At 68.4% G+C, this 24,757-nt stretch carries 24 protein-coding genes and 1 riboswitch; of the genes, 13 read left to right on the top strand and 11 right to left on the bottom strand.

Going from position 1 to position 24,757, the window contains the following annotated elements; translation table 11 throughout:
* Positions 1-138: 138 nt before the first annotated feature.
* Complete coding sequence (locus VX037_RS03255) at positions 139-750, bottom strand: phosphatase PAP2 family protein (RefSeq protein ID WP_328713196.1); 612 nt, start codon at positions 748-750, stop codon at positions 139-141.
* Between the two features lie 142 nt (positions 751-892).
* On the opposite strand from VX037_RS03255, the gene VX037_RS03260 reads away from it, so the two are divergent.
* Both VX037_RS03260 and VX037_RS03265 read left to right on the top strand, forming a co-directional pair.
* Positions 893-3,049 (top strand): MMPL family transporter, encoded by a 2,157-nt coding sequence (locus tag VX037_RS03260; protein WP_287016598.1) that lies wholly within the window; start codon positions 893-895, stop codon positions 3,047-3,049.
* 102 nt (positions 3,050-3,151) lie between these two features.
* Positions 3,152-3,883: a hemerythrin domain-containing protein gene (locus VX037_RS03265; RefSeq protein WP_287016597.1), complete on the top strand. Its 732-nt coding sequence runs from the start codon at positions 3,152-3,154 to the stop codon at positions 3,881-3,883.
* A 10-nt stretch (positions 3,884-3,893) separates the two neighbouring features.
* On the opposite strand, the gene VX037_RS03270 is transcribed toward VX037_RS03265, so the two are convergent.
* Entirely contained in the window at positions 3,894-5,036 is a 1,143-nt protein-coding gene (locus tag VX037_RS03270; RefSeq protein WP_287016596.1) for an acyl-CoA dehydrogenase family protein, read from the bottom strand.
* Between the two features lie 61 nt (positions 5,037-5,097).
* On the opposite strand from VX037_RS03270, the gene VX037_RS03275 reads away from it, so the two are divergent.
* Positions 5,098-5,685 (top strand): TetR/AcrR family transcriptional regulator, encoded by a 588-nt coding sequence (locus tag VX037_RS03275; protein WP_235725874.1) that lies wholly within the window; start codon positions 5,098-5,100, stop codon positions 5,683-5,685.
* Here the strand turns inward: VX037_RS03275 and VX037_RS03280 are convergent.
* Together VX037_RS03280 and VX037_RS03285 are read right to left on the bottom strand one after the other, a co-directional pair.
* Positions 5,654-8,428 carry a sacsin N-terminal ATP-binding-like domain-containing protein gene (locus tag VX037_RS03280; RefSeq protein WP_328713198.1) on the bottom strand — a complete coding sequence of 925 codons (2,775 nt, stop codon included), beginning with the start codon at positions 8,426-8,428 and terminating at the stop codon, positions 5,654-5,656. The two genes, VX037_RS03275 and VX037_RS03280, sit on opposite strands and share 32 nt — an antisense overlap.
* 38 nt (positions 8,429-8,466) lie before the next feature.
* Entirely contained in the window at positions 8,467-9,261 is a 795-nt protein-coding gene (locus tag VX037_RS03285; RefSeq protein ID WP_287017061.1) for a DUF3027 domain-containing protein, read from the bottom strand.
* Positions 9,262-9,362: 101 nt separating this feature from the next.
* Between VX037_RS03285 and VX037_RS03290 the strand changes: the two genes are divergently transcribed.
* Together VX037_RS03290 and VX037_RS03295 are read left to right on the top strand one after the other, a co-directional pair.
* Positions 9,363-11,327 carry an MFS transporter gene (locus tag VX037_RS03290; RefSeq protein WP_287017060.1) on the top strand — a complete coding sequence of 655 codons (1,965 nt, stop codon included), beginning with the start codon at positions 9,363-9,365 and terminating at the stop codon, positions 11,325-11,327.
* A 3-nt stretch (positions 11,328-11,330) separates the two neighbouring features.
* Positions 11,331-11,906: a DUF2771 family protein gene (locus tag VX037_RS03295; protein ID WP_287017059.1), complete on the top strand. Its 576-nt coding sequence runs from the start codon at positions 11,331-11,333 to the stop codon at positions 11,904-11,906.
* Here VX037_RS03295 and VX037_RS03300 read toward each other — a convergent pair.
* A complete protein-coding gene (locus VX037_RS03300; RefSeq protein ID WP_287017065.1) occupies positions 11,884-12,297 on the bottom strand; it encodes a cold-shock protein in 414 nt (137 codons plus the stop codon). The two genes, VX037_RS03295 and VX037_RS03300, sit on opposite strands and share 23 nt — an antisense overlap.
* 236 nt (positions 12,298-12,533) lie before the next feature.
* On the opposite strand from VX037_RS03300, the gene VX037_RS03305 reads away from it, so the two are divergent.
* The 5 genes from VX037_RS03305 to VX037_RS03325 all read left to right on the top strand — a co-directional run bounded on the left by VX037_RS03305 (position 12,534) and on the right by VX037_RS03325 (position 15,717).
* Positions 12,534-12,743, top strand: coding sequence for a hypothetical protein (locus VX037_RS03305; protein ID WP_287017058.1), 210 nt, complete (start codon positions 12,534-12,536; stop codon positions 12,741-12,743).
* 14 nt (positions 12,744-12,757) lie between these two features.
* The gene (locus VX037_RS03310) at positions 12,758-13,288 is read left to right on the top strand and encodes a flavin reductase family protein (protein WP_287017064.1); all 531 of its coding nucleotides are present in this window, start codon (positions 12,758-12,760) and stop codon (positions 13,286-13,288) included.
* Positions 13,285-14,373 carry a GTP 3',8-cyclase MoaA gene (gene moaA, locus VX037_RS03315; protein WP_235725868.1) on the top strand — a complete coding sequence of 363 codons (1,089 nt, stop codon included), beginning with the start codon at positions 13,285-13,287 and terminating at the stop codon, positions 14,371-14,373. Before VX037_RS03310 ends, moaA begins: the two co-directional genes overlap by 4 nt.
* A 2-nt stretch (positions 14,374-14,375) precedes the next feature.
* On the top strand, positions 14,376-14,624 hold the full coding sequence (locus tag VX037_RS03320; protein ID WP_235725867.1) for a MoaD/ThiS family protein: 249 nt from the start codon (positions 14,376-14,378) through the stop codon (positions 14,622-14,624).
* Between the two features lie 261 nt (positions 14,625-14,885).
* Positions 14,886-15,060, top strand: a riboswitch (cyclic di-AMP (ydaO/yuaA leader).
* 6 nt (positions 15,061-15,066) lie between these two features.
* Positions 15,067-15,717: a transglycosylase family protein gene (locus VX037_RS03325; RefSeq protein WP_235725866.1), complete on the top strand. Its 651-nt coding sequence runs from the start codon at positions 15,067-15,069 to the stop codon at positions 15,715-15,717.
* Positions 15,718-15,920: 203 nt separating this feature from the next.
* Here the strand turns inward: VX037_RS03325 and VX037_RS03330 are convergent, their stop codons facing one another.
* Genes VX037_RS03330 through VX037_RS03350 form a run of 5 tightly spaced genes read right to left on the bottom strand, consistent with a single transcriptional unit; the run spans position 15,921 to position 18,053 of the window.
* Entirely contained in the window at positions 15,921-16,424 is a 504-nt protein-coding gene (locus tag VX037_RS03330) for a DUF6328 family protein (protein WP_235725865.1), read from the bottom strand.
* A complete protein-coding gene (locus VX037_RS03335; protein WP_287017057.1) occupies positions 16,421-16,870 on the bottom strand; it encodes a molybdenum cofactor biosynthesis protein MoaE in 450 nt (149 codons plus the stop codon). Before VX037_RS03335 ends, VX037_RS03330 begins: the two co-directional genes overlap by 4 nt.
* On the bottom strand, positions 16,867-17,367 hold the full coding sequence (locus VX037_RS03340) for a MogA/MoaB family molybdenum cofactor biosynthesis protein (RefSeq protein ID WP_235725863.1): 501 nt from the start codon (positions 17,365-17,367) through the stop codon (positions 16,867-16,869). Before VX037_RS03340 ends, VX037_RS03335 begins: the two co-directional genes overlap by 4 nt.
* A complete protein-coding gene (moaC, locus tag VX037_RS03345; protein WP_328713200.1) occupies positions 17,360-17,830 on the bottom strand; it encodes a cyclic pyranopterin monophosphate synthase MoaC in 471 nt (156 codons plus the stop codon). Before moaC ends, VX037_RS03340 begins: the two co-directional genes overlap by 8 nt.
* Before the next feature lie 34 nt (positions 17,831-17,864).
* Entirely contained in the window at positions 17,865-18,053 is a 189-nt protein-coding gene (locus VX037_RS03350) for a hypothetical protein (protein ID WP_235725861.1), read from the bottom strand.
* A 78-nt stretch (positions 18,054-18,131) separates the two neighbouring features.
* On the opposite strand from VX037_RS03350, the gene VX037_RS03355 reads away from it, so the two are divergent.
* The 3 genes from VX037_RS03355 (at position 18,132) to VX037_RS03365 (ending at position 23,573) form a co-directional block, all read left to right on the top strand.
* On the top strand, positions 18,132-20,471 hold the full coding sequence (locus VX037_RS03355) for a helicase-associated domain-containing protein (protein WP_287017056.1): 2,340 nt from the start codon (positions 18,132-18,134) through the stop codon (positions 20,469-20,471).
* A gap of 126 nt (positions 20,472-20,597) precedes the next feature.
* Complete coding sequence (locus VX037_RS03360) at positions 20,598-21,794, top strand: RtcB family protein (protein WP_328713202.1); 1,197 nt, start codon at positions 20,598-20,600, stop codon at positions 21,792-21,794.
* A gap of 111 nt (positions 21,795-21,905) precedes the next feature.
* A complete protein-coding gene (locus VX037_RS03365) occupies positions 21,906-23,573 on the top strand; it encodes a DNA repair helicase XPB (RefSeq protein WP_328713204.1) in 1,668 nt (555 codons plus the stop codon).
* Positions 23,574-23,628: 55 nt separating this feature from the next.
* Here VX037_RS03365 and VX037_RS03370 read toward each other — a convergent pair whose 3' ends face one another.
* On the bottom strand, positions 23,629-24,756 hold the full coding sequence (locus VX037_RS03370; RefSeq protein ID WP_235725857.1) for an LppU/SCO3897 family protein: 1,128 nt from the start codon (positions 24,754-24,756) through the stop codon (positions 23,629-23,631).
* Position 24,757 lies beyond the last annotated feature (1 nt).

Here is a 24,757-nt window from a genome sequence, read left to right on the forward strand (position 1 = left end):
CTCCTCATCGGTGTTCCTCGGTTCGAGCCGCATCCCGTCACCATCGGCCAACCGTAGCGAACGCTCCCCGACCCGAGTCTCGGCCTTCGCCGAGTTCGGCCGGTCGTGACGACACGGGCCACGACCACGCCCCCGACGTTAACGCGCCGGCCTCGCCGTACGCGGCCAAATTCGACGATGCCATTGACGTCGCTGACTCCAGCGTCGAGAAAGCCACGCACACAACATGACCCACAGGGCGCCCAGCACCCACCCCGCGAGCACATCGGTGGTCCAGTGCACCCCCAGATACACCCGGGTACAGCCGATGGCGACCGAGGCGAGCGGGGCAATGACCAGCACCAGCGGGTGCGCCCGCACCCAGGGGCTGCAGCGATGCGCGGCGACGGCGAGCAGCCCGAACACCACCATGCTGGTCATCGCGTGCCCCGAGGGGAACGAGAAGGTGTCGATGGTCAGCAGACGGTCCGCCACCGGCGGACGTGGCCGGGCGACGAGGTGTTTGATGCCCACCATGAGCGCGTAGCCGCCGACCGAGCCCGCGGCGACCAGCAGCGCCTCCGGCCGATGGCCCCGCGATACCAGCCCGACCGACGCGGCGATCATCACCAGCGCGAGCACCACCGTGCTGCCGAATGCGGTGACGACCAACGCGAGATCGGTGGCGAACGGGTTTCGCGCGTCGACAACGGCGTCGGTGATAGCGCGGTCGATCGGGTTGGCGTCGAGAATCACCAGCTCAGCACCCATCTGCCGACAGTTGGGCCGCGGCTCAAGTCGGGCCCAAGCGGTCCACAAGTCATGCCTCCCACCCTAATGATGTCCACCGACCTGCTCGCTCGTGTCACCGCGGAATCCGTGCACAAGACCGAGCACTCACAAAGGAAGACCCATGCAGACCACCCCCCTCTACCGGTTGGGCCGGGCGTGCGCCGCCCACCCGGTCCGCGCTCTCCTCGGTTTCGTGATCGGCCTCGCCGTGCTGCTGGGTGCCTCATCGGGCCTCGGCGGTCAGACCCAGGAGAACTGGGACGTCACCGGAACGCCATCGCACAGCGGTATCGAACTCCTGCGCGAGCATGTCCCCGGTGCCGGCAACGCCTTCGCACATGTCGTCGTCCATTCCGATGCCGGCGCCCTGTCCTCGTCCACCACCACCGAATTACGCGAACGGCTCGGACGTATGCCGCACGTCGCGACGGTCACTGAACCTCGGCTCAGCGCCGACGGTGACACCGCGATCATCTCGGTGGGCTACGACGTTCCCGAGACCGATCCCGACCTGATGGGGGACGCGAGCGCCCTCGACGACGCCATCGAGCCAACCCGGGCGGCCGGCGTGCAGGTGGAGATGAACGGCTCGTTGCCCGAGACCGCGGCCGCACCCATCAAGGGTCATGCCGAGATCATCGGCATCACCCTGGCGCTGCTGATCATGGTGTTCGCTTTCGGTTCGGTGGTCGCGGCCGGTCTGCCGATCCTCTCCGCGATCGCCGGCCTGGTAGCCGGGTCGGCTGGTGTGCTGGTGCTCGCCGCCGCCATCGACGTCAGTCCCACCGCCCCGATGGTGGCCAGCATGGTCGGCCTGGGTGTCGGCATCGACTACGCGCTGCTGGTGGTCAGCCGGCACGTGGAGTTCTTGCGTCGTGGCCACGATCCGATCGAGGCCGCGGCCCGGTCGGTGGCCACCGCGGGTCGCTCGGCGGTGTTCGCCGCCACGACGGTGCTGGTCTCGCTGATGGGGCTGCCGCTGGCGGGACTGCCGACGTACTCGTCGTTCGGGTTCGCGACGGCGATCGCCGTGATCGCGATGCTGATCGCAACCCTGGTGCTGGTACCGGCCCTGTGTCGGTTGGCCGGGCGACGCATCGTGCCGCGCAAGACACGGTCGCTGTCGACGGAGCCGGTAGACGACGCCATCGCGACACGTCCGCCGCTGACCGCCCGCTGGGCCGCGCGCGTCGGGTCGCGGCCGGTGGCCGCGGTGCTGATCGCGCTGACCCTGATGCTCGCACTGGCCGCGCCCGCGATGTCGATGCGCACCTGGCCGCAGGATTCCGGAGCGCAGTCGAGCGAGTTGACCACGCGCAAGGCGCACGATCTTCTCGCCACCGAATATGGTGCCGGCGCGAACGCCGACGTGGTGATCGTCGCGCCCACCGATGAGGTCACCCCGGCACAGTTGGCCGCCACGCGCGCGTCGCTCGAACGCGTCGACGGTGTGACCGCGGTCGCCCCCACCACTGCATCACCCGATGGCGCCCTCGACATCATCAATGTCACCATCGCCCACGACCCCGCCGACGCAGCGACCGTCGACGTGCTCGACGACATCCGTTCGAGCCTGCCCGCGGGTGCGATCCTGACCGGCTATACGGCGTACCTCGACGACATCTCCACTCTGCTGCAGCAACGCCTGTGGGTGGTGATCGGATTCGTCGTCGCCGCATCCGTGGTGCTGCTGACCGTGCTGTTCCGGTCAGTCGTGGTCCCGGTGAAGGCAGCGCTGATGAACCTGTTGTCGGTGGCCGCCGCCTACGGAGTGATCACCATGGTCTTCCAGTGGGGTTGGGGCCTGTCGCTGCTGGGGGTGGATCATCCGGTGGCCGTGTCCAGTTGGGTACCGATACTGATCTTCGCCGTCCTGTTCGGCTTGTCGATGGACTATGAGGTGTTTCTGCTGTCGCGCATTCGGGAGGAGTGGCTGGCCACCGGCGACGCCCGCGCAGCGGTCATCGCCGGCCTCGCGAAGACCGGTCGGGTCATCACCACCGCCGCGGCGATCATGGTCGCCGTCTTCATCAGCTTCGCCACCGAGACCGACATCGTGCTCAAGATGCTCGGACTCGGGATGGCGGTGGCGGTCCTGTTGGACGCCACGGTGATCCGGATGGTGCTGGTGCCCGCGACGATGAGTTTGCTCGGCAGGTTCAACTGGTGGCTGCCGGCGTGGCTGGACCACATCCTGCCCCGCATCGACGTCGAGCTCGACGACGACCCGACCCCGGCACCCGGGTCAGCGGCAACGCCCCAACTCACCCGCACCTGAACGCCTCCTGCGGCGCCTTCGATCGTGTCGGCCAAGCCGACCACAACTGTGGCCCAAGCGATGTGTCGCACCCTCAGCTCATCACCAAGAAAGGACATTCCGATGACCGCTCAACTCGCCGGTTCCGACAATCCGACCCAGGTCGTACTGCCCGGACAGGCCGCCGCCCCGGACGGACCGAACGACCCGTTCATGATGTACTTGATGCACTACGCCTTTCGGCGCGACCTCTACCAGTTCGCCCGAACCGCGCCCCGCACACCCGTCGACGATCACGCCACCTGGCAGGCGCTGCACAAACGCTGGGAGCTGTTCCGCGACACCCTGCACCATCACCACACCGGTGAGGATCAGTGGCTCTGGCCGCTTCTGGAGTCACGCAGCTCAGCGGCCGAACAGCAGACCCTTGCCGAGATGGAGGCAGAACACGGCGTGATCGATCCGCTGTTGGCTGCCGGCGACGCCGGCTTCGCCCGCCTGGCGGCCGGCGCCGACGACGCAGCCCGACTCGAACTCGCGGACACGCTGCGGCGCACCCACGATCGTCTCATCGCCCACCTCGCGCATGAGGAAACGGACGCGCTGGCGCTGGTGCAGCGTCACCTGTCGCCCCAGGAATGGACCGACCTCGAGGCCAAGTTCGGTGAAGACTCGTCGCTGACCGACTTGTTTCGGGTGGCCCCATGGGCGATCAAGGGGCTCGACGGCGGGGATCTCCGGTCGGTGCGGACGCACGTACCGAAGCCGGTATGGCTCATCGCTCGGCTGTTTCTACGGCGCTTCACCGCCGCCGACCGGCGCGCCTTCCGCTACGACCCGGATGCGACCCGCTGAGATGACCGGTTCAGCGGGAGGCCAGCGAGCGTGCGATCACCAGACGTTGAATCTGGTTGGTGCCCTCGAAGATCTGCGTGATCTTGGCCTCCCGCATGAATCGCTCCACCCGGAAGTCCCTGGTGTAGCCGTAGCCGCCGAACACCTGCACGGCGTCGGTGGTGACCTTCATCGCGGCATCGGTGGCGACGAGCTTGGCGGTCGCGGCGGCACGCGAATACGGACGGCCGGCGTCGCGTCGCCGCGCCGCGTCGAGATAGGTGGCACGGGCCGAATCCACCGCCGCCGCCATGTCGGCGAGCACGAACCCGAGACCCTGGTGGTCGATGATCTTTCGACCGAAAGCCGTTCGCTCTCCGGCGTACTCGACCGCCGCGTCGAGCGCGGACTGTGCCAGACCGGTGGCCACCGCCGCGATGCCCAGGCGTCCGGAATCCAACGCGGAGAACGCGATCGGCAGACCCTCCCCTTGCGCGCCGAGCCGACGATCCGCAGTCACCAGCGCATCGTCGTAGGTGGCCGAGGTGGTGGGCACGGCGTGCAGGCCCATTTTCTCCTCGGGTTTGCCGAAGCCGAGTCCCTCGGTATCGCGTGCGACGAGAAAGCAGCTGATCCCTTTGGATCCCTCACCGGTGCGGGCGAAGAGGTTGTAGACATCGGCGATTCCGCCGTGCGTGATCCACGCCTTTGCCCCGTTCACCCGATACCCACCGTCGACGGGTTCGGCTTTACACGCCAGGGCGGCGGCGTCGGAACCGGCCTGCGGTTCCGAGAGACTGTACGCGCCGACGAGTCTGCCGTTGAGCAGGTCCGGCAGCCACCGCTGCTTCTGCTCATCGGTGCCGTAGTGGAACAGCGGGTGGCAGGCCAACCCGTGCACGCTCACCGCGACCGCCACCGCGGCCCATCGCGCCCCGAGCTCTTCGAGAACCTGCAGGTAGACCTCGTAGGGCTGGCCACCACCGTCCCACTCCACCGGATATGGCAGACCGAGCAATCCGGCCTCCCCCATCTCGGCGAACAAGCCCTCGGGGTACTTTTCCTGCTTCTCGTGGTCGTCCACGATCGTCGCAAGCCGCTTGTCGGCGAAATCCCTGGTCAGGGCGATGAGGTCATGCGCTTCATCACTGGGCAGCAAACGATCAACGGGCATGACACGACCTCCGGGGGAACGAAACCAGTACTACAGTACTCCAGATAGTACTATTTCTGACGTGGACGACACCATCGGCTTCGGCACCCGGCGCCGCGACGATCTGTTCAATCGGTTGCTGACCCTGCTGCTGGCCGAGGGATTCGCGCAGCTGGGCGTCGCGGATCTCGCCACACGCCTACGATGTTCCAAGTCGACCCTCTACACCCTGGCCGGCAGCAAGGAGCAGTTGGTCGTCGCCACAGTGACGCAGTTCTTCCGCACCGCCACCACACAGGTGGAGTCGGCGGTGGCCGGTGCGGTGACCGCCCGGGACCGGGTGATCACCTACCTGGTCGCGGTCGGCGACGCCTTGGCCCCGGCATCGGAAGCGTTCATGACGGACCTGCATGCCTTCGGACCGACTCGCGAACTGTACGAACGCAACACGGCCGCCGCCGCGCTGCGCGTGCAGGGACTGATCAGCGAGGGTGTCGCCGCCGGGGAGTTCCGCGATGTGGACGCCGCCTTCGCCGCGGACATGGCGGCCTCGATGATGAGCCGTATCCAGCGCCGCGAGGTCGCAGCGACCACCGGGCTCGACGACGCGTCGGCGTACCGTCAGCTGGCGTCGATCCTCACGGTCGGGATAGCCGCGGCAGATGAGTAATCCCACCCTCGTCGATCCACCACCTGACCCGCTGGTCACTCCGCTCCCCGTTGCGGTGCACCCGAACCCAGAGTTCGTCGTGTAACCGGATGTCTGCGCGGGCCAGGGCGTGACCCCAGGTCGCGGCGAACAGTGTCGCCTCGGCGCACGCCCAGGTGGCCGGCGTTCCCTCATCCAGCACCTCGCCCCGCACCTCATCACCTGCCGTGGGCAGATCGAGGATCTCAGCCAGCACGGCCGCGTCATCGGGGTCGGTCGCCACGCCGGCCAGCACGATCTCGTCCGGACCGAGCACCTGTGTCAACCACGGTCGGTCGAGCACCACGGCCGACGCCACGGCGTGGCCGGACGCCGACCGAACTCGTTCGGGTACCGCGAGTTCGGTCGGATCGATGACCCCGCGGCGGGCGGCGATCACCAGATTCGCGTGCACCGCGGCGGCGACGCCGGACTCTATCTCGCGCGCCGCCTCACCCAGATGCGCGAGGACGGTGTCGGCGTCGGCGTCGGATTCGATGACGTCGCCGCCGAGGGCGGCCGCGAGTTCGTCGGCGTGCGGATGGTGCAGTACGTCTCGCACCCCGCTCATCAATGTGTCGGATGGCGCCCGGTACCAGCCGAGCGGATGGCCGTCGATGACGGCATGCTGTCGTAGCCACCACGCGGTGTATCCGTGCCGGTCGGCGAGCAGCGGCGCGGTGCGCCGGTCGGTGGCCAGCAGCGTCAGCGCCTGTGGCCAGCGGTCGTCGTCGATCAGGTCCAGATCACGTACAGCCGCGAGGGTTTCCGGCGGATCCCCGAGGGTCTCCCACCACTGGTCTTCGTCGGGGAGATCGTGATCGGGGCCCACCGGCAGCTCGTCGACGACGGTCAGAAACCCCCACCCCACACCGAGTGCGCGCAGCGGTTCGACACCCACCCGATCCACGAGATCGTCGGCGACCCTGCCGAACGGTGCGTCGTCGACGAGGACGGCGGCCAGCGGACTCTCGGGCAGCAGCAGTTCGTCGGCGGCCCGCAGTTCGCCATGCTGATCTGGCAAGGGCAGCGCAGCAAGCCACTCCGGCACCGTTGCGGGCGGATCGGCGGCGAGCAGGGCCAACACCTCCCCGGCCACCACGGCCAACTCGTCGTCGTCGCCGTGGTCGATCAGTTGCCGCAAGGCAGGATCAGCCAGGGCGTCGCTCACCGTCAACGTGGTTGCGCCCAACCGTTCGAGCAGCGGGTGACGTGCCTGTGCGTCGACGGTCGGAACCCAACGCAGCGGGGTGTCGATGCCGTCGGCGAGGAACAGCCCGCGGGCACCGACCGACACCCGTCCGTCGGAGCGTGGGATCGGCAGCGCACCGAGTTCCTCCGCATCGGCGGCGGTCGTGACCAGCGGCGACAGCGCCACATAGAGATCGCGCCACCACGTCGAGGATCGTTGTGTGCCGGTGAGTCGTTCGGCGAGGTCGGCGAGTCCGATCTCGGTCACCCCGACACTGCGCAGGCGGGCCAGGTGGCGACGCTCCGAAACGTCGGGATGGGCCAGATCGCCCATCAGCGGCGCGAGCACCTCGGCAAGGTCTGCGGTGAGGTCACCGAAGACCACCGATCTGCCGGGCACCAGCTCGTCGCCCGCCGCCCCGGGTAACCATGCCTCATCGACGAGGTCCGCGAGCACCGCCGCGCTCAGCGCGGCATCGTCGCGGTTGCGTGAATGCGCGGGCACCGGGATGAGTGACGGCCGGACCGATGCCGGCAGTGCCCGCATCAGGTCGGCGTAACCGTGTGCAGCCGTGGCGATGTCGGCGTCGGGATGAAGGTGGCGCCGGTCCGGCGTGAGGTGTAGGCCGGTGATGGCCGCGGCGGGCAAGGTCAGTTCGATGTCGGTGGGAGTCGGTGCGCGCAGCACGTTCTCGCTGAGGGCCGAGGGCGTCTCGGCGAGCGCGCCTGCGTCATCGATCTCGACCAGCCATCGGGTGTGCAGGCCGGTCTGCAACCAGTGATGGACGCGCGTTCGGCGAGGTGACGTGATGGTGATGGTGATGTGTTGCGTTGCGGCCCTTCGTGACGCTCGGCTGGCGCCTCGCTCCTCAGGCGTCGAGGGTGGGGTCGGCGCCATCTCGATCGTGAAGGCGGTGTCGCCGACGGTGATCTGACCTAGCCCGGGCAGTTCCAACAGCAGATCGGCGGCCTGCGCACGCGCGGCCCCCACCAGGTCCGCAGCGGAATTGCCGTCGCTGAGGTACAGGACGATCTCGGTGTCCATCCCGGGGGCGGGTGGCTCGTCGACGGGCCACGCCAGCCGCAACAGGGGCGGCCGCCGCGAACCGGTCGCGACGCGTTCGTCGGCGAGGACCTGCGCGGTGCGAGCGCGGTCGAACACGAAAGACCCGGTGGTCGAACGCACCTCGACGCGATCGGCGACAGCCGCGGTTGCCGTGAACCCGACGCCGTAGCGCCCCACGCTCTGCGCACCCGCGACCTTCGCCGAGACACGCAGGGACAGCAGCGAACGCACGCCATCATCCGAAACCGGGGCCCCGGTGTTGGCGACATGGACCGTGCGTTCGTCCGATGACCAGATCCGGACCTGACCGGCAACGTCGGCGGTCATCGCCGCATCGGCCGCATTGGCGACGAGTTCGGTGAACAGCCGGTCGCGGTAACCGACGGTGACGAGATCGTCTTCGGTGGTGGCGTCCTCGACGTACCGGGTGGCCGATGACCGCCACGCCGATACGACGGCGGATCGCATCTCGTCCAGGCCGAACCGGTCGGCCCGGGCACCCTCGGTCAGGAGGTCGCTTCCCCGCCGGCGTCTGCCGCCGTCACGTGCACGATCTCCAGGACGCCGTCGTCGAACGCATCGTAGGCGGGTGATCCCTGGCCTCGCGGGGCCGCGACATCGGAGTGGGCGCCGCACCCGTAGTCGGCGGCGACCACCTGTCCATCGGCCGAGTACTCGTTGGCGCAGACACCGAATGCCGGTCGAAGCGCGCCCGCGATCGGCAGATAGAACCCGCACGTCGCGCAGTTGAACTGCGCCGCGGCGGCCATGTCACTGTGCGGACCGAAATCTCCGTCGTGCCATCGTTGCGCCGCCTCGTCGCGGCCCTCCGGGCTGAGCAGTCGCCGGCGACCCAGTCCGATCTCGCCCGCGATCTGCCCGATGTCGTCGGGATCGGTGCTGTCGTCGTCGAACCGGAACTCGTCGGCGGTGTCGACCTGATTGGGGACCAGTCGGTGGTCGTCGGGTTCTGCGGCCAGCACGTCGCCAGGCGTCAGATCACCCGCGGCGATCCGCTCGTTCCACGGCACCCAGTTCGGCGCCAGCAGCGACCCCTCGCCGGGCAGCAGGACGATCTCGCTCACGGTGATCTCGTCGTGGCCGGGCGCACCGGCCACCACGACGCACCACTGCCACCCGCGGTAGCCAGGCAGGTCCGCCTCGAAATAGTGGGCGACCGCCCACTCCCCCTCCGGGGTGCTCTCCAGGTGCCGTCCCGGTTGCTGGCCATCCTCGACGAGCGCGGCGCGCGCCACGTCGGCGGCGGCGAGCAGCCGGTCACCGTCGAATACAAGAGTCACCCCTCCAGTGTGCAACACGAACCCGCGCTCGCGGCACGGACCCGCCTCGCTGGTGGCGACCATCCGCGACTCGACGGCCACGATGAGGAACAATTGTCGGTGTGAACCGACCCAGTCCCCACTCCCCCCGCCGGGACGACGGTGACCCGACCCGCTACCAGGGTCGCGACGGCTTTGCGGGCAACGGCCACGATCGGCGCAGTCCACGACAGCATCCGGGTACGGCGAACTACCCCGCCGACGACGGCCGTTCCGGACGTGCGACCGGCCGCGGTGCTGCGCGGGGGCCCAACGATCATGCGTACCTCCCGCCCCGAACCCACAACCCGCATCTACCTCCGCTCGACGACGAGCACCCCGCCGCCGCGGGCGCCGAGCGCACACGGGCGATGCCGTCGACGGCGTCCACCGACCCGCGGATGCCCAAGAAACTGACCGTGGCCCGGGTTGCGGCGATGCGCAGCCGCGAGCTGACCGGGCGCGGTGTCGGCAAGATCTATCAGGCGGCCACCGCCGACGGCGCCGATCGATCCGGGATGACGGCACTCACGCTGCCCGTCATCGCGAACTTCGCCGTCGACGCGGCGATGGCGGTCGCCCTGGCCAACACGCTGTTCTTCGCCGCGGCGACCGGGGAGTCGAAGACGAATGTCGGGCTGTATCTGGCGCTGACGATCGCGCCGTTCGCATTGATCGCCCCACTCATCGGGCCGTTGCTGGACCGGCTGCAGCACGGTAGACGCATCGCCATGGCCACCACGTTCGGTTTGCGCGCGGTGCTCGCGTTGCTGATCATGGCGAATTCGTCGTGGGACAGCGCTGCGCAGCAGTTGCAGTACGACCCGTGGGTGCTCTATCCGTGCGCGCTGGGTTTGTTGGTGTTGTCGAAATCGTTTGGTGTGCTGAAGTCGGCCGTCACCCCCAGAGTGGTGCCGCCGTCGATCGATCTGCCCCGGGTGAACTCCCGGCTCACCACATTCGGTCTGATCGGCGGGACGCTGGTCGGCGGGGCCGTCGCTGCGGTCTTCGAACTGTTGCTGGGCAAGGTGCTGCCGTTCCACATCCCCGGCGCCATGGTGTGGTTGGCCATCATCGCGGCGGTCGGCGCGTGGCTGTGCATGCGCATCCCGTCCTGGGTGGAGGTCACCGAGGGTGAGATCCCCACCACGCTGACCTACCACGGCGAGCCGGCGATGTCGCGGGCCCCCGAACACGATTCCGGCGGAGCCGGCGGATTGCGCGGCGCGCGGGAGACGGCCAACGAACTCGCCCAGAAGATGCGGCAACCGTTGGGACGCAAGGTGGTCGCCGGCCTGTGGGGTAACGCGACCATCCGCATTCTCACCGGCTTCCTGACGCTCTACATCGCGTTCTACGCCAAGGCCCAACAGGATGTGCACTCCGACTGGACCCAGTTGGTGCTGTTGGGTGCGGTGGGCGCGGCGGCCGCGGTGGGCAACATGCTGGGCAACGGTCTCGGCACCCGACTGGAGCTGAAGAACCCACCGACCATTGTGGTCTGGTGCACCGCAGCCTGTTTCGTCGCGGCGGTACTCGCCGCCATCTTCGGCAGCATCGTGATCGCGACGGTCGCGGCGTTCGTCGCCTCGGGCACCAGCGCCATCGGCAAGGTGTGCTTGGACTCGTCGATCCAGGACGACCTCCCCGACGAATCGCGCGCATCGGCGTTCGGTCGGTCGGAGACGGTGCTGCAGTTGGGCTGGGTCTTCGGCGCGACGCTCGGCGTGGTGTTGCCGACCACGCTGTGGATTGGGTTCACCGTGGTGGCCGTACTCCTGGGCATAGGTCTGGTGCAGACGGTGCTGACCAATCGCGGTTCCTCGCTGATCCCCGGCATCGGCGGACGTCGACCCGACTACGCCGAACCGACGGTGGCCTTCGCCGCGATCGGCGACCCAGACCGGCCGTGGCGCCGTGGCAGCCACGGCTCGCCCTCGACGGCACCGACCCGCGCGCACCGGGCACCCCACGATCCTCGCCGGCCCGATCTCGACCCCGGCCGGACAACTCCTCCGACCAAACCCCACCACACAGGACGGCACTAGACGGTGAATCTCAGCAGTGCAGACAAGAAGGTCATGGCCATCATCGCGGCGGTGGTCGTCGCGTTCGTCGTGATCGTCGGCGGGGCCGTCGCGGTTCTCACCAAGGACACCTGGTCCGGCGGTCACCCCGACGAAGATCCGTATCTGCAGCTCGCGGTGGGTGATCGCCTGGTGCGCGTGGAGCCGACCCGGATGTGTGATGTGTTCCTGCGCAACTGCGAACCAGAAGACCCCACCGCGATCGACGTGGCCCGGGTGCCGGTGCCGGTCGGCGAATCGATGATGTTGTCGGTGTCTCAGGACATCGCCGAATGGCCCTGGAACCTGGTCGTGCAGTATCTCACCCCGAGCGGGCCCGACGGCACGATCGTGCCGATGCGGTCCAATTCCACCTACACCACGGTGCTGCACTCCACCCCGGACCGGATCCTGATCGCGATCGAGGTGCAGCTGCCGTCGGTAGTCTCCGCCGGCGACGACACCGTCAGCATGCGCGGCTATCTCGCCGCGGACACCTCTCCGGAGGGCATGCAGTTGCCGGGCAGCGGCGCGGCGCTCAGTGCTCCAGCTCGCGGGTGACCGCGCGAACCACCTCGGAGATCCGCTGGGAGGTCTTGCGGTCGGGGTACTTGCCCTTGCGCAGTTCCGGCTGCACCGCACCTTCGAGCAAGGTGATCAGATCCGCCACCATGCCGTGCAGTTCATCGGGGGTGTGCCGTTTGGCGTCCTTGCGGGCCGCCTCGCGGGTGTTCTTCGCGACGCTGGGTGCGGGATCGAGCACAGCCACCTTGAGCGCCTGCGGTCCGCGGCGACCGGCGGCCATCCCGAATTCGACGCGCTGCCCGGGCTTGAGCGTCTCCACGCCCTCCGGAAGCGCGGACGAACGGACGTAGACGTCCTCGCCGCTCTCTTGCGACAGGAAGCCGAAGCCCTTCTCCGCGTCGTACCACTTCACCTTGCCGGTCGGCACTGCGCTCACCCTCATCTGCGTTTTCGGACGTGTCATGACAAAAGCGCCCCTCACCTGACCCAGCAGCCGTCCCGAACCCGGGCCAGCCCTCCATCAGATGAGCAGAGGCGCCAATGAGGCACAGTCTAGCCAACGGCCGGCCCCACGGTCACATGGAATACCCACGACCGGCCGAGCCGAGCTGGCTTCTCGACGCACGCCGCCACCAGACGGCGCGGTGTTCTACCGTGGAGGACATGCAGAGTCACTCCACTCCCCGCCTCCTGCGGGCGGCCGGGGTCGTCTTCGCGATCGGGCTCGCCGCGATCGTCGCGTTGTTCGTGACGCCGCTGGTCACCGACGGCGACACGGCGCCGACCTTCGTGTATCTGCTGACGATGTGTGCCCCTGTCGGATTCATCCTGGGCATCGCGTTCGCGCTGCGATCGGGACGGAGGGCGCGGTGAGGGTCGACTCCGTGATGCCCGTCGCCGACGATCTTCGTCCGGCCGCCGATTCGGACACGCTCCGCCAGGCCTACGGCTGCTTCCCGTCCGGAGTGGTCGCGGTGGCCTGCCGGCTCCCCGACGAGAACGGTACCGCCGCTCCGGCCGGGATGGCCGCGAGCGCGTTCACCACCGTCTCCCTCGAACCGCCGCTGGTGTCGCTGTGTGTGCAGAACACGTCCACCACGTGGCCGCGATTGCGCACCGCGCCGGCCATCGGGGTCAGCGTGTTCGCCCGGGACCAGTCCGACCTCTGCCGGCAGCTCGCCGGGCCGGCAGATTCCCGGTTCGACGGCATCACCCCGATCCGCACGGACGACGGCGCGGTCTTCATCCCGGACGCGGCGGCCAGCCTGTCCTGCTCGTTGTTCAACGAGATCCCCGCCGGCGACCACACCCTGGTGTTGCTGCGTATCGAGGCACTGCGCTTCGACCCCGGCGTGGAGCCCCTGGTCTTCCACGCCAGCACCTTCCGCTCTCTGGAAGCACTTCGGGACGGCCGATGACCATCGTCGGACTCGGGCTCCCCACCACCCCGTCGGATCGGGTGGAGCCCACCGATGCGCCCACCACTGGCCCGCTGCGCGACCGCTTCGGCCGGGTGGCCACCGACCTACGCGTGTCGGTGACCGACCGCTGCAACCTGCGCTGTACCTACTGCATGCCCGCCGAGGGTCTCGACTGGCTGCCCACCGACGAGGTCCTGCGCACCGACGAATTGATCCGGGTGATGACGGTCGGGGTCCGGGATCTCGGCATCCGATCGATCCGGTTCACCGGTGGCGAACCGTTGCTGCGCCGCGACCTCGAGGATCTGATCTCCGCGATGTCGGCGCGCCCAGAGCGTCCCGAGATCGCGATGACCACCAACGGGCTCGGTCTGGCCCGCCGGATCGATGGCCTGGTGGCGGCGGGGCTGGATCGGGTGAATATCTCGCTGGACACGGTGGATGCGACGCGGTTCGCCGAGATCACACGACGCGACCGGCTGCACGATGTACTCGCCGGCCTCGCCGCGGCCCGGTCGTCCGGGCTCAGCTCGGTGAAGGTCAACGCGGTGCTTGCCGATCACGACGACCTCACGAGGCTGCCCCAGCTAGCTCACTTCTGCCTCGACCACGGATATCAGCTACGCATCATCGAGCAAATGCCACTCGACGCTGATCATCGGTGGGACCGCGCGTCGATGGTGACCGCCGATGAGATCCTCGCGAAGCTCAGAGCCCACTTCTCGCTTCGCCCCGATCCCCGACCGCGGGGTAGCGCCCCCGCGGCCACCTGGCTCGTCGACGGCTTCGACGTCGACGGTTCCCCGGCGCGCATCGGGGTGATCGCGTCGGTCACGCGGCCGTTCTGCGGTGACTGTGACCGCACCCGGTTGACCGCCGACGGCGCGCTACGCAATTGTCTGTTCGCGCAGGGTGAGACCGACCTCCGCGAGATCGTGCGCGGAGGGCTGACCGGCCACGACCTCGACGACGCGCTCGCCCGTCGCTGGCGTGGCAACACCTGGGCCAAGTCGGCCGGCCACGGCGTGAACGATCCGGGATTCCTGCAACCGAGCCGGCCGATGTCGGCCATCGGGGGCTGACCGTGCACGTGACCATCCGCTATTTCGCTGCGGCGCGCGCCGCCGCCGGAGTGGAGTCGGCCGTCCTCGACGTGGACGACGAGGCGACTCTGGGTGATCTGGAGGCCGTGCTCGGCAAGGACAACCCCGACCTCGGGCGGGTGCTCGAACGGTGCTCGTATCTGCGGGATTCGGTGGCGCTGTGTGACCGCGGGGCCCGGCTGGGTCGGTGCGACACTCTCGACGTGCTCCCGCCGTTTGCCGGTGGCTGACACCACATCTCGTGTGTGAGCTTAGTCACATAACGGATTGATTACGGCTAGGACACGACTCGACCATCAGGCCGTGAGCAGGCAGGACGCGAATTCTGAGTCGAAAGCCCCACTCGGACGCGGAAAACAGCCTTGCCAACAACGTGATTAGCAATGCGAGAAGTCGTAGTGTGACTCAACGACGCCCTCGGGGGGTCACGAGAAAGTAACCAAATGCATAACGTCGCATCGGCCGCGCCGAACCTCGCTCCACCGATGAGACGCACGAGAACGACATCTAGGAGCGAGGACGGGGGACCCACCTCCCGCAAGGGAACGGATGCCGATACGACGTCCTTGGGGTCAAGTCCCGCCAATGACAAGCGTCAACGGCGGGGCCGGGCACCTCTCGCCCGAACCCGACAGCTGACTTCGTAGGCGCGTGGAGAGAGGAAACGCAGCAATGTCCGGACGTCATCGCAAACCGACGACAGCCACCACCACCAAGACCTTCGCGAAGGTCGCGCTGACCGGGGCCGTCCTCGGCGGCGGCGCCGCTCTGCTGGGAACCGGAACCGCCAACGCGGCCACCGACGCCGAGTGGAACCAGGTCGCGCAGTGTGAATCGGGCGGCAACTGGTCGATCAACACCGGCAACGGCTACCACGGTGGCCTGCAGTTCAGCCCGAGCACCTGGAGCGGCTACGGCGGCGGCGAGTTCGCGCCGACCGCCGATCAGGCCACCAAGGAGCAGCAGATCGTCGTGGCCGAGCGTGTGCTCGCCGGCCAGGGCAAGGGCGCATGGCCGACCTGCGGTACCGGGCTGTCGGGCGCCACCCAGCGCTCCGCTCCGGCCGCACCGAAGCCTGCTCCGGTCCTGCCCAAGCTGCCCGAGCTGCCCGCTCCGTTCGATTGGGCCACCGCCCCCGACGCCGGGAGCACCGCGGATGTGAACAAGCAGATCGACCAGGCGCTCGGCCAGGCGATCGACAACAACCAGGTCACCCCCGAGGTACGCGACCTGTGGAAGGCCGCCAAGCAGAGCGGTTACGAGCTCACCCCGGATCAGATCGACCTGTTCAACCAGCACAAGGATCAGCTGCCGAATCCCTGATCGACAGCTGAGCACAGCCCACACGGGCCCCTAGTCGAAGGGCCCCGCACGACGGCCACGCGCCCGTGCGGGGCCCTTGTCCATTTCTCGGGCTGGTGTGCCCGACCCACCACGGAGACGGTGCCCGATGGACGCGAAACGGCGCCCACTCGACGGGGCGGGGCATGCGCCGATGTCGGCGAGATGGAACGGTCGAACTCGGGTCAGTCGTCGCCCAGGCGTCGGCGCTCGTTGAAGGGCAGCACCACCCACATACACACGAAGACGACGACAGCGATCACCGCTGCCGCCAAAGCGGCCCATCCGCCGAACACGATGTCGAAGATCACCGCGAGCACGCCGGTCAGTGCCATGCCGAGGAAGGTGATCCCGATCAGGGTCAGTCGATGCGCTCGGTGCACCAGGCGATCGATCGCATGCCGGCGGAACAACAGTCGATGCAATGCGACCGGTGAGATCAGGGTGATGGTCGACAACACCGCGCACACCAGGCTGATCACGAAGATGTACTGCTGCCGCGAGGTGAGTTCCTCGAAGCCCTCCTGGAACGGGACGGTCAGCATCAGGCCGGTCAGGATCTGACCGCCGGTCTGCACAACCCGCAATTCCTGCAGCAGGCTCGCCCAGTTGCGGTCCAGCCGCTCGGTCCGGGTCTCGTTGCGTTCGGCGTCGCGCGGCGGTGTGGTCTGGTCGCGGTCGGCGGTCACGCCGACCCCACCCACTCGTCGGAGCCGTCGCCGAAGTGCTGATGCTTCCACACCGGCAGCTGTGCCTTCACCTGATCGACCAGTTCTGAGCAGGTCTCGAACGCCGCCCGACGGTGGTCGGCGGCGACGGTCACCACGAATGCGACGTCGCCGATCGCCAGGTCACCGACCCGATGTGACACCGCGACCGCCCGAACCCCCGCCATCTGCGTCACGACGCCCTCAACCACCTGCCGCAGCACATCGGGAGCGGTCGGATGTGCCGAGTAGTCGAGTCGGGTCACCTCGCGGCCGCCGTCGTGATTGCGCACCGCACCGACGAATCCCACGACGGCGCCGGCACGTCCGCCGGCTGCCCGGGTCACGAGGTCCTCGTGCTCACCGAGTGCGATGGGCTCCGCAGCGAGTGCAGCCCGCACGACCTGTACCGGCGCGAAGTCGCTCACTTGTGATCGCCTCCTCGGATCTGGTCGAGTGCATGGTCGAGTACCCCGTCGAGCACCGACAAACCATCCCGAACTCCGCCGGGCGACCCCGGCAGGTTGATGATCAGGGTGGACCCGGCGACACCCGCGAGACCACGCGAGAGCACCGCGGTCGGCACCTTCGGCAACCCCGCCGAACGGATGGCACCGGCGAGGCCGGGAACCTCCAGATCCAGCACGCCCCGGGTCTCCTCGGGGGTGCGGTCGGTGGGCGACAGTCCGGTACCACCGGTCGTGATGATCACGTCGGCATGAGCGTCCACGCCGGCGCGCAAGGCCGAACCGACCGGGGGCCCGTCGGAGACCACCCGGTGTTCCTCGACCACAAAATGTCGCGCGGTGAGCCACTCACTGATGATCGGGCCGGTTCGATCGGGATACTCACCGCGACTTGCACGGGTGGACGCGACCACGATCCGGGCGACCCGCGGATGGCCGCTGGTGGCGGGGTCAGTCACGGTGCCACGGTCCGGATTTCCCACCGGTCTTCGCCAACAGACGGATATCGGTCATGCTGGCCCGGCGGTCGACGGCCTTGACCATGTCGTGCAGGGTCAACCCGGTCACCGCGATGGCGGTCAACGCCTCCATCTCCACACCGGTCTGACCGCTGGTGGACACGGTTGCGGTGACGTCGATGTGGTCGTCGCCGATCGAGAAATCGACCTCCACCGACGACAACGCCAACTGGTGACACAGCGGGATGAGTTCGTCGGTCCGCTTTGCCGCCATGATGCCGGCGATTCGCGCGGTCGCCAGGACGTCGCCCTTGGGCAGCTTGCCGTCGCTGAGCAAACCGATGACCTCGGCCGTCGTTCGGAACCTGCCACCGGCGACCGCACGCCGCGTGGTGGCGGCCTTACCCCCGACATCGACCATGTGCGCCGCGCCGGTCGAGTCGATATGACTCAGACCGGTCATGTCGGGCGATCGGCCCTGGTCGGACACCCGCTTGTCAGCGGTTGACGACGGTCTTCGACTGCACGAAGGGAAGATCCTCGAGCGGGATCGGGAATTCGACATCGCCGAACGGTGAGAGCGCACCCGAGATGTGGGTGGCGAACTCCGATACCGCATGTTCGGCGGCGTCGCCGTTCCCGTCCTTCGGCCAGCCGTTGTCGACATACTTCTTCTTCTCAGCCACGCGCTCATTGTGCCATGCACCCCGGTGCGCCGTGCCGGCGAAACCGGCGCGACGTCGGTGCTCAGTAGAATCAGCCGAATGAGTGCGGATGACCAGGGACTGAGCCTGGCCGACGATCTGGCGCTGCGCAGCGACGACGAGCTGTTCGAGTTGCTCTCCGCCCGCCCGGATCTGGCGTCGCCGCCACCGGCGGGCACCGGGGTGCTGGCGTCGCGCGCGCTGGCCGCCGCGTCGTCGGCGCTGGTCGGCGAAGACCTCGACCTGCTCGACGTGGCGGTGCTCGAGGTCATCCTCGGGCTTGGTACCGGGTCATCGGGCCGCATCCCCGCCCCGACCTCGGTCGACGCTGTCGTCGCGGCGCTGTCCGGACGCGCCGACGACGACGAGATCATCGCGCGCGTGCATCACCTGCGCACGCGTGCCCTGGTGTGGGGACCCGACGACGCGATCGTGTCCGGCGCACACGCGCCTGCGGCCCTCCCATGGCGGGCGCACCACCTCACCGGGCCCCTGGCACGGCAAACCACCGAGCAGCTGCAAGCCCGACTGGACGGCCTCGACGAACGTGAACGCTCCCTCCTGGAAACCCTGTCACGGGGGCCCGCTCTCGGACGCAGCCGCGACGCAGCACCCGACGCCGATCCCGACCAGCCGGTGGCCCGGCTCATCGCCGACGGTCTGCTCGCCCGCGTCGACTCGCAAACCGTTGAGTTGCCACCGATGGTCGGGCAGCTCCTGCGCGGCGAGCCACCACTTTCCACCGCCGATCTCCGCAGACCGGCCCTGCACGATGCGGCGGCGAAGAAACGGTTCTCGCACGCCGCCATCGACGCCGCGGCCGGCGGCGAGGCGATCGAACTGATCCGGCATACCACCACGCTGATCCGCGCACTCGGGGCAACGCCGGCGGCGGTGCTGCGCAGCGGGGCCCTCGGGGTGCGCGAGTTGCGCAGGCTCGCCAAGGTGACCGGCCTGGAGCAACAACGCGTCGCCTTCGTCGTGGAACTCCTCGCCTACCTTCGGCTGATCGACGCCGGGTTTCCCGAACCGGCACCGGCCACCGACAACGGTGAACTCGCCTTCGCCCCGACCGCGACGGTCGACGCGTGGCTGCACCACACGCCGGACCGTCAGTGGGCGGCGCTGCTCGGGGCATGGCTGGACATGCCGCGCCGGGCGTGGCAGGTGGGTGAGCCGGACCGCGACGGCAATGCGCTCGCCGCCCTGTCGGGCGAACTCCACGACTCCTACGCCCCGCTGCAACGGCGCGCCATCCTCGAGACCCTTGCCGACGCCACCCGATCGCTTCCCGTCGGCATCGATGCCCTGGTCAGCGCGTTGCACTGGCGGCACCCGCGACAGATGCGCCGATACCCCCGGCGGGCCGTCGAGGAGACGCTGCGCGAGGCACGCGAGCTCGGGGTGGTCGCCCACGCCGCACTGACCGGGGTCGGACGCGCGGCGATCGACCCCGGAGAACCCGACAACGCGGAGTCACGTCTGCTCTCCGCGATGCGGGTGGCACTGCCCGAACCGGTCGACCACTTCCTCGCCCAGGCCGATCTGACCCTGACCGTTCCCGGGCCGATGACGCCAGACCTCGCCGAACAGGTGGACCTGGTGGCCGACCTCGAATCCGGGGGTGCGGCCTCTGTGTACCGCGTGTCGGAGAGCAGCGTGCGCCGCGCACTCGACGCCGGACGCAGCAGCAGCGAGTTGCTCACGATGTTCACCGCGCACTCCAGCACGCCCGTCCCCCAGTCCCTGACCTATCTGATCGAGGACGTCGCTCGCAAACACGGACAGTTGCGGGTCGGGGTGGCGTCGGCGTTCGTGCGGTGCGAGGACGCCACCACCCTGGCCGCGGTGCTGCGAAGCAACGCCGCCGAACACCTCGCGCTGCGTGCCTTGGCCCCGACCGTCGCGGTGTCCCAGGCGGATGTGCGGGAGGTGATCGACCGGTTGCGCGAGGCCGGATTCGCTCCCGCCGGTGAGGATTCCAGCGGAACCCTGGTTGATCTGCGGGAACGCGGCTCGCGGGTGAGTGTCACCCGGGCGCGCCGCCAACCGCAGCCGCGACGCCCGGTGGCATCGCCGGAACAGCTGCGTTCGGTCATCTCCCGGATGCGTTCGCAGGACCGCGCGGCGTCGGCGCGCCCCGCGGCGGCCGATCCGTCCGCTGCGCCGGTCCGCGCCTCCGGAGGCGGCGAATCTGCCACGGCGCTCATCCAATTGGCGCTGCGGGTCAACCGTCGGCTGCGGGTGGACTACGTCGACGCGCAGGGTTCGGCCAGTCGCCACGTGGTCACCCCACGCACCCTCGGCGCCGGTCAACTCATCGCCATGGATGCGGGAAGCGAGGAGGAACAACGCTTCTCGTTGCATCGCATCACCAGTGTCGAACTACTGGAGGGCTGAGCGACGTCGCGGCCGTCGCGCGTCCAAATTCCCTCGACCGCGCGCACGCGGCCACGTACGGTGAGTGCGCCTCCCACCGGGGGGACCGTCGCATGACGCGGCGCCGCTTCGCGACCCAGGACCATCATGAACACCCGCTTCCCCGTTCCCCTTTCGGGCGCCTGCGCGTCGACACTGCTGTGGACCGACGAGGAGTCGATCGAGCACGAGGCGCGCAACCAGCTGCGTCGCGTGTCCGCCCTGCCCTGGGTGCACGGGGTTCGTGTCATGCCCGACGTCCATGTCGGCAAGGGCGCCACGGTCGGTTCGGTCATCGCGATGCGCGACGCCGTCTGCCCGGCGGCGGTCGGTGTCGACATCGGGTGCGGAATGGCCGCGGTCCGGACCGACCTCGTCGCCGACGACCTGCCCGACGACCTGTCCGGGCTACGGTCGGCGATCGAGTCGAAGGTGCCGGTGGGATTCACCTCGCACGCCCGACCGGTCGATCTGCGCCCGTTGCAGGTCGGTGGCGGCTGGGGTGATTTCTGGCAGCGGTTCGACGAACTCCACGACGGCGTACAGAAACTGGATGGCCGGGCGCACAAGCAGTTGGGCACACTCGGCGGTGGTAACCACTTCATCGAGGTCTGTCTGGACGACGACGACGCGGTCTGGGTGATGTTGCACTCCGGATCGCGCAACATCGGCAAGGAACTCGCCGAACGCCACATGTCGATCGCGGCGAAGTTACCCCACAACGCCGATCTACCCGACCGTGACCTCGCGGTGTTCCTCTCCGGCACAGCCGAGATGGATGCCTACCGGCACGATCTGGAGTGGGCGCAGGAGTACGCGGCACGCAACCGCCGGGTGATGCTCGCGCTGGTGTGCGCGGCCGTGGCGGAGACCTTCGCTGCCCGCACCGTCCGGTTCGACGACCCGATCAGCTGCCACCACAACTACGTGGCCGCCGAGTACATCGACGGCCTCGAGTTGTTGGTGACCCGCAAAGGCGCGATCCGGGCCGGCCACGGCGAGCTCGGGCTGATTCCCGGGTCCATGGGCACCGGGTCTTATGTGGTCCGCGGGGTGGGGTCGGCGGCGTCGTTCTACTCCGCGTCCCACGGCGCCGGTCGACGGATGAGCCGGTCCAGGGCACGCCGAACGTTCACGCCCGAGGACCTCGTCGCGCAGACAACCGGCGTCGAGTCCCGCAAAGATGCCGGAGTCCTCGACGAGATCCCGGCGGCCTACAAGGACATCGACTCGGTGATCGCGGCGCAGACCGATCTGGTCGAGGTGGTCGCCCACCTGCGTCAGGTGGTGTGCGTGAAGGGCTGAGTGCCGATATCGGCCCCTGACCTGCGCTCGAGGGATATCCCCCTCGGCGGGCGTCGGGGGCCGACCTCGGCACCACTGACAGGAGTTGCGCCGATCTGGACAATGGATCGGGTGACCGATGGACCGTTGATCGTGCAATCCGACAAGACGCTGCTGCTCGAGGTGGATCACCCCGGCGCGCCAGCAGCGCGCGCGGCGATCGCCCCGTTCGCCGAACTCGAGCGTGCACCCGAACACATGCACACCTACCGGGTGACCCCGCTGGCGCTGTGGAACGCCCGCGCCGCGGGTCACGACGCCGAGCAGGTGGTGGACGCGCTCGTCACCCATTCGCGGTACGCAGTGCCGCAGCCGCTGCTCATGGACATCGTGGACACGATGGGCCGGTTCGGTCGGCTGCAGCTCGTCAAGCACCCGGCGCATGGACTGACGTTGGTCAGCCTCGACCGGGCGGTGCTCGAGGAGGTGATGCGCCACAAGAAGGTCGCGCCCATGTTGGGCGCCCGGATCGACGACGACACGGTGATCGTGCACCCCTCCGAGCGGGGTCGGCTCAAGCAGATCCTGCTGAAAGTGGGCTGGCCGGCGGAGGACCTGGCCGGCTACGTCGACGGTGAAGCCCATCCCATCGACCTACAGCAGGACGATTGGCACCTGCGCGACTATCAGCAATTGGCCGCCGACTCGTTTTGGGCCGGCGGTTCCGGTGTGGTGGTGTTGCCATGTGGTGCGGGAAAGACCATGGTGGGCGCGGCTGCCATGGCCAAGGCCGGTGCTACAACGCTGATCCTGGTGACCAACACGGTCGCGGGTCGACAGTGGAAGCGCGAGCTGGTCGCACGGACCTCGTTGACCGAGGAGGAAATCGGCGAGTATTCGGGCGAGCGCAAAGAGATCCGTCCGGTCACCATCGCGACCTATCAGGTCATGACGCGCAAGTCGAAGGGCGAGTACAAGAATCTCGATCTGTTCGATTCGCGCGACTGGGGTCTGATCATCTACGACGAGGTCCATCTGCTGCCCGCACCGGTATTTCGTATGACCGCCGACCTGCAGTCACGTCGTCGGCTCGGACTCACCGCGACCCTGGTGCGTGAGGACGGACGCGAGGGCGACGTCTTCAGCCTCATCGGCCCCAAACGCTACGACGCCCCGTGGAAGGACATCGAGGCCCAGGGGTGGATCGCGCCGGCGGATTGCGTCGAGGTGCGCGTCACGTTGACCGACGAAGAGCGCCTGCAGTACGCGGTCGCCGACTCCGACGAGAAGTACAAGCTGTGTTCCACCGCCCACACCAAGGTCAACGTGGTGAAGTCGATTCTGGCTCGGCACAAGGAGTCTCAGACCCTGGTCATCGGCGCCTATATCGACCAGCTGGAAGAACTGGGCCGCGAACTCGACGCACCGGTGATCCAGGGATCGACCAAGAACAAGGAACGCGAGGCCCTGTTCGACCGATTCCGGTCGGGCGAATTGCAGACCCTGGTGGTGTCCAAGGTCGCGAACTTCTCGATCGACCTCCCGGAGGCGTCGGTGGCGGTCCAGGTGTCGGGCACCTTCGGTTCGCGGCAGGAAGAGGCGCAACGGCTCGGCCGGCTGCTACGACCGAAGAAGGGCGGCGGTCAGGCCCACTTCTACTCGGTGGTATCCCGCGACACCCTCGACGCCGACTATGCGGCGCACCGCCAGCGTTTCCTGGCCGAACAGGGCTATGCCTACCGGATCACCGACGCCGACGATCTGCTCGGACCGACCATCGGCGAGGAATCCGCGAGCTGATCGGTACCGGATGAGGTCCGGTCGAGGTCCCCGATGACACAGGGCTCGACCGGCCTCAGGGTTCGCCGAGGCAGTATCCGAGCGGGTTCGGCAGCGCGAAGTACACACCCAACTGGGTGCTGGCACATGTCGGCTGGCCCTGGGTTCGACTCTCGACCCGCAAGATCTCAGTGCCGGCCGCCTTGATCGCCCCGCATTCCACCTGCTGGTAGTCCGAGAGGCTTGCGGTCGGCAGCCCCCCGACCGGGATCTGATAGCACTCGCCCTGGGTCAGATTCGGGACCAGGCACAACTGCTCCCCGGTCTCCTCACCGTCGCGCAACCAGTACAGCCGCGAGTAGTCGTCGTTGGGGCAGGAGCCGCCGCTGATCTTCTGCGCCACGTAGAAGGTGAAGGCGCCCTCGGATCCGCAGTCCGCCTTGGCAGCGCTGATGTTGTCCTCGGCTTGGCTGCCGCTGATGGTGACGCAGTCGCCGACGGCGACGTCGTCGCTGTCGGTCACCGCATCGCGGGTCACGAACACGACGAGACCGATGATCACCACCAGCAACAGCAGGACGATGCCGATCACCCACCACAACCGCTTGCTGGACCGCTTACCCGATGCGGGTGACGGGTAGGCACCTGCCGGATACGGCTGGCCCGGATAGGGCTGCTGGCCGCCAGAGTAGGGCGGTTGCTGCTGCCCCGGAAAGACTTGTTGTCCCGGATACGCCTGTTGTCCCTGATATGCCTGTTGTCCCGGATATGCCTGTGGGCCGGCGTCGGGCTGCTGCGATCCCGGATAGGGCGGTTGTCCACCCGCCTGCTCACCCGCGGGGTACTGCTGCGTGCCCGGATACTGCTGGCCGCCCGGATACTGCTGCGCGCCCGGATACTGCTGGCCGCCCGGGTACTGTTGTGCGCCCGGGTACTGTTGTGCGCCCGGGTACTGCTGGCCGCCCGGGTCCTGAACTGCAGGGTTCTGCCCACTCGGATACTGGCCGCCGGGGTACTGGGTACCGGGCGGATAGGACGGCTGTTGCGGCGATGGATATTGTCCGGCAGCAGATTCCGCGCCCGGATACTGTTGGGCGCCCGGATATTGTTGCGCGCCCGGCCCCGGCTGCGCGGCCGATTCGGTGCCCTGATTCTCCGGGCCGTCTGTCGAATCCGGATGGGGTGGTCCCGGCGGCGTTGTCATA

It is taken from the genome of Gordonia sp. Z-3, from assembly GCF_036233855.1.
GTDB classification, from domain to species: domain Bacteria; phylum Actinomycetota; class Actinomycetes; order Mycobacteriales; family Mycobacteriaceae; genus Gordonia; species Gordonia tangerina.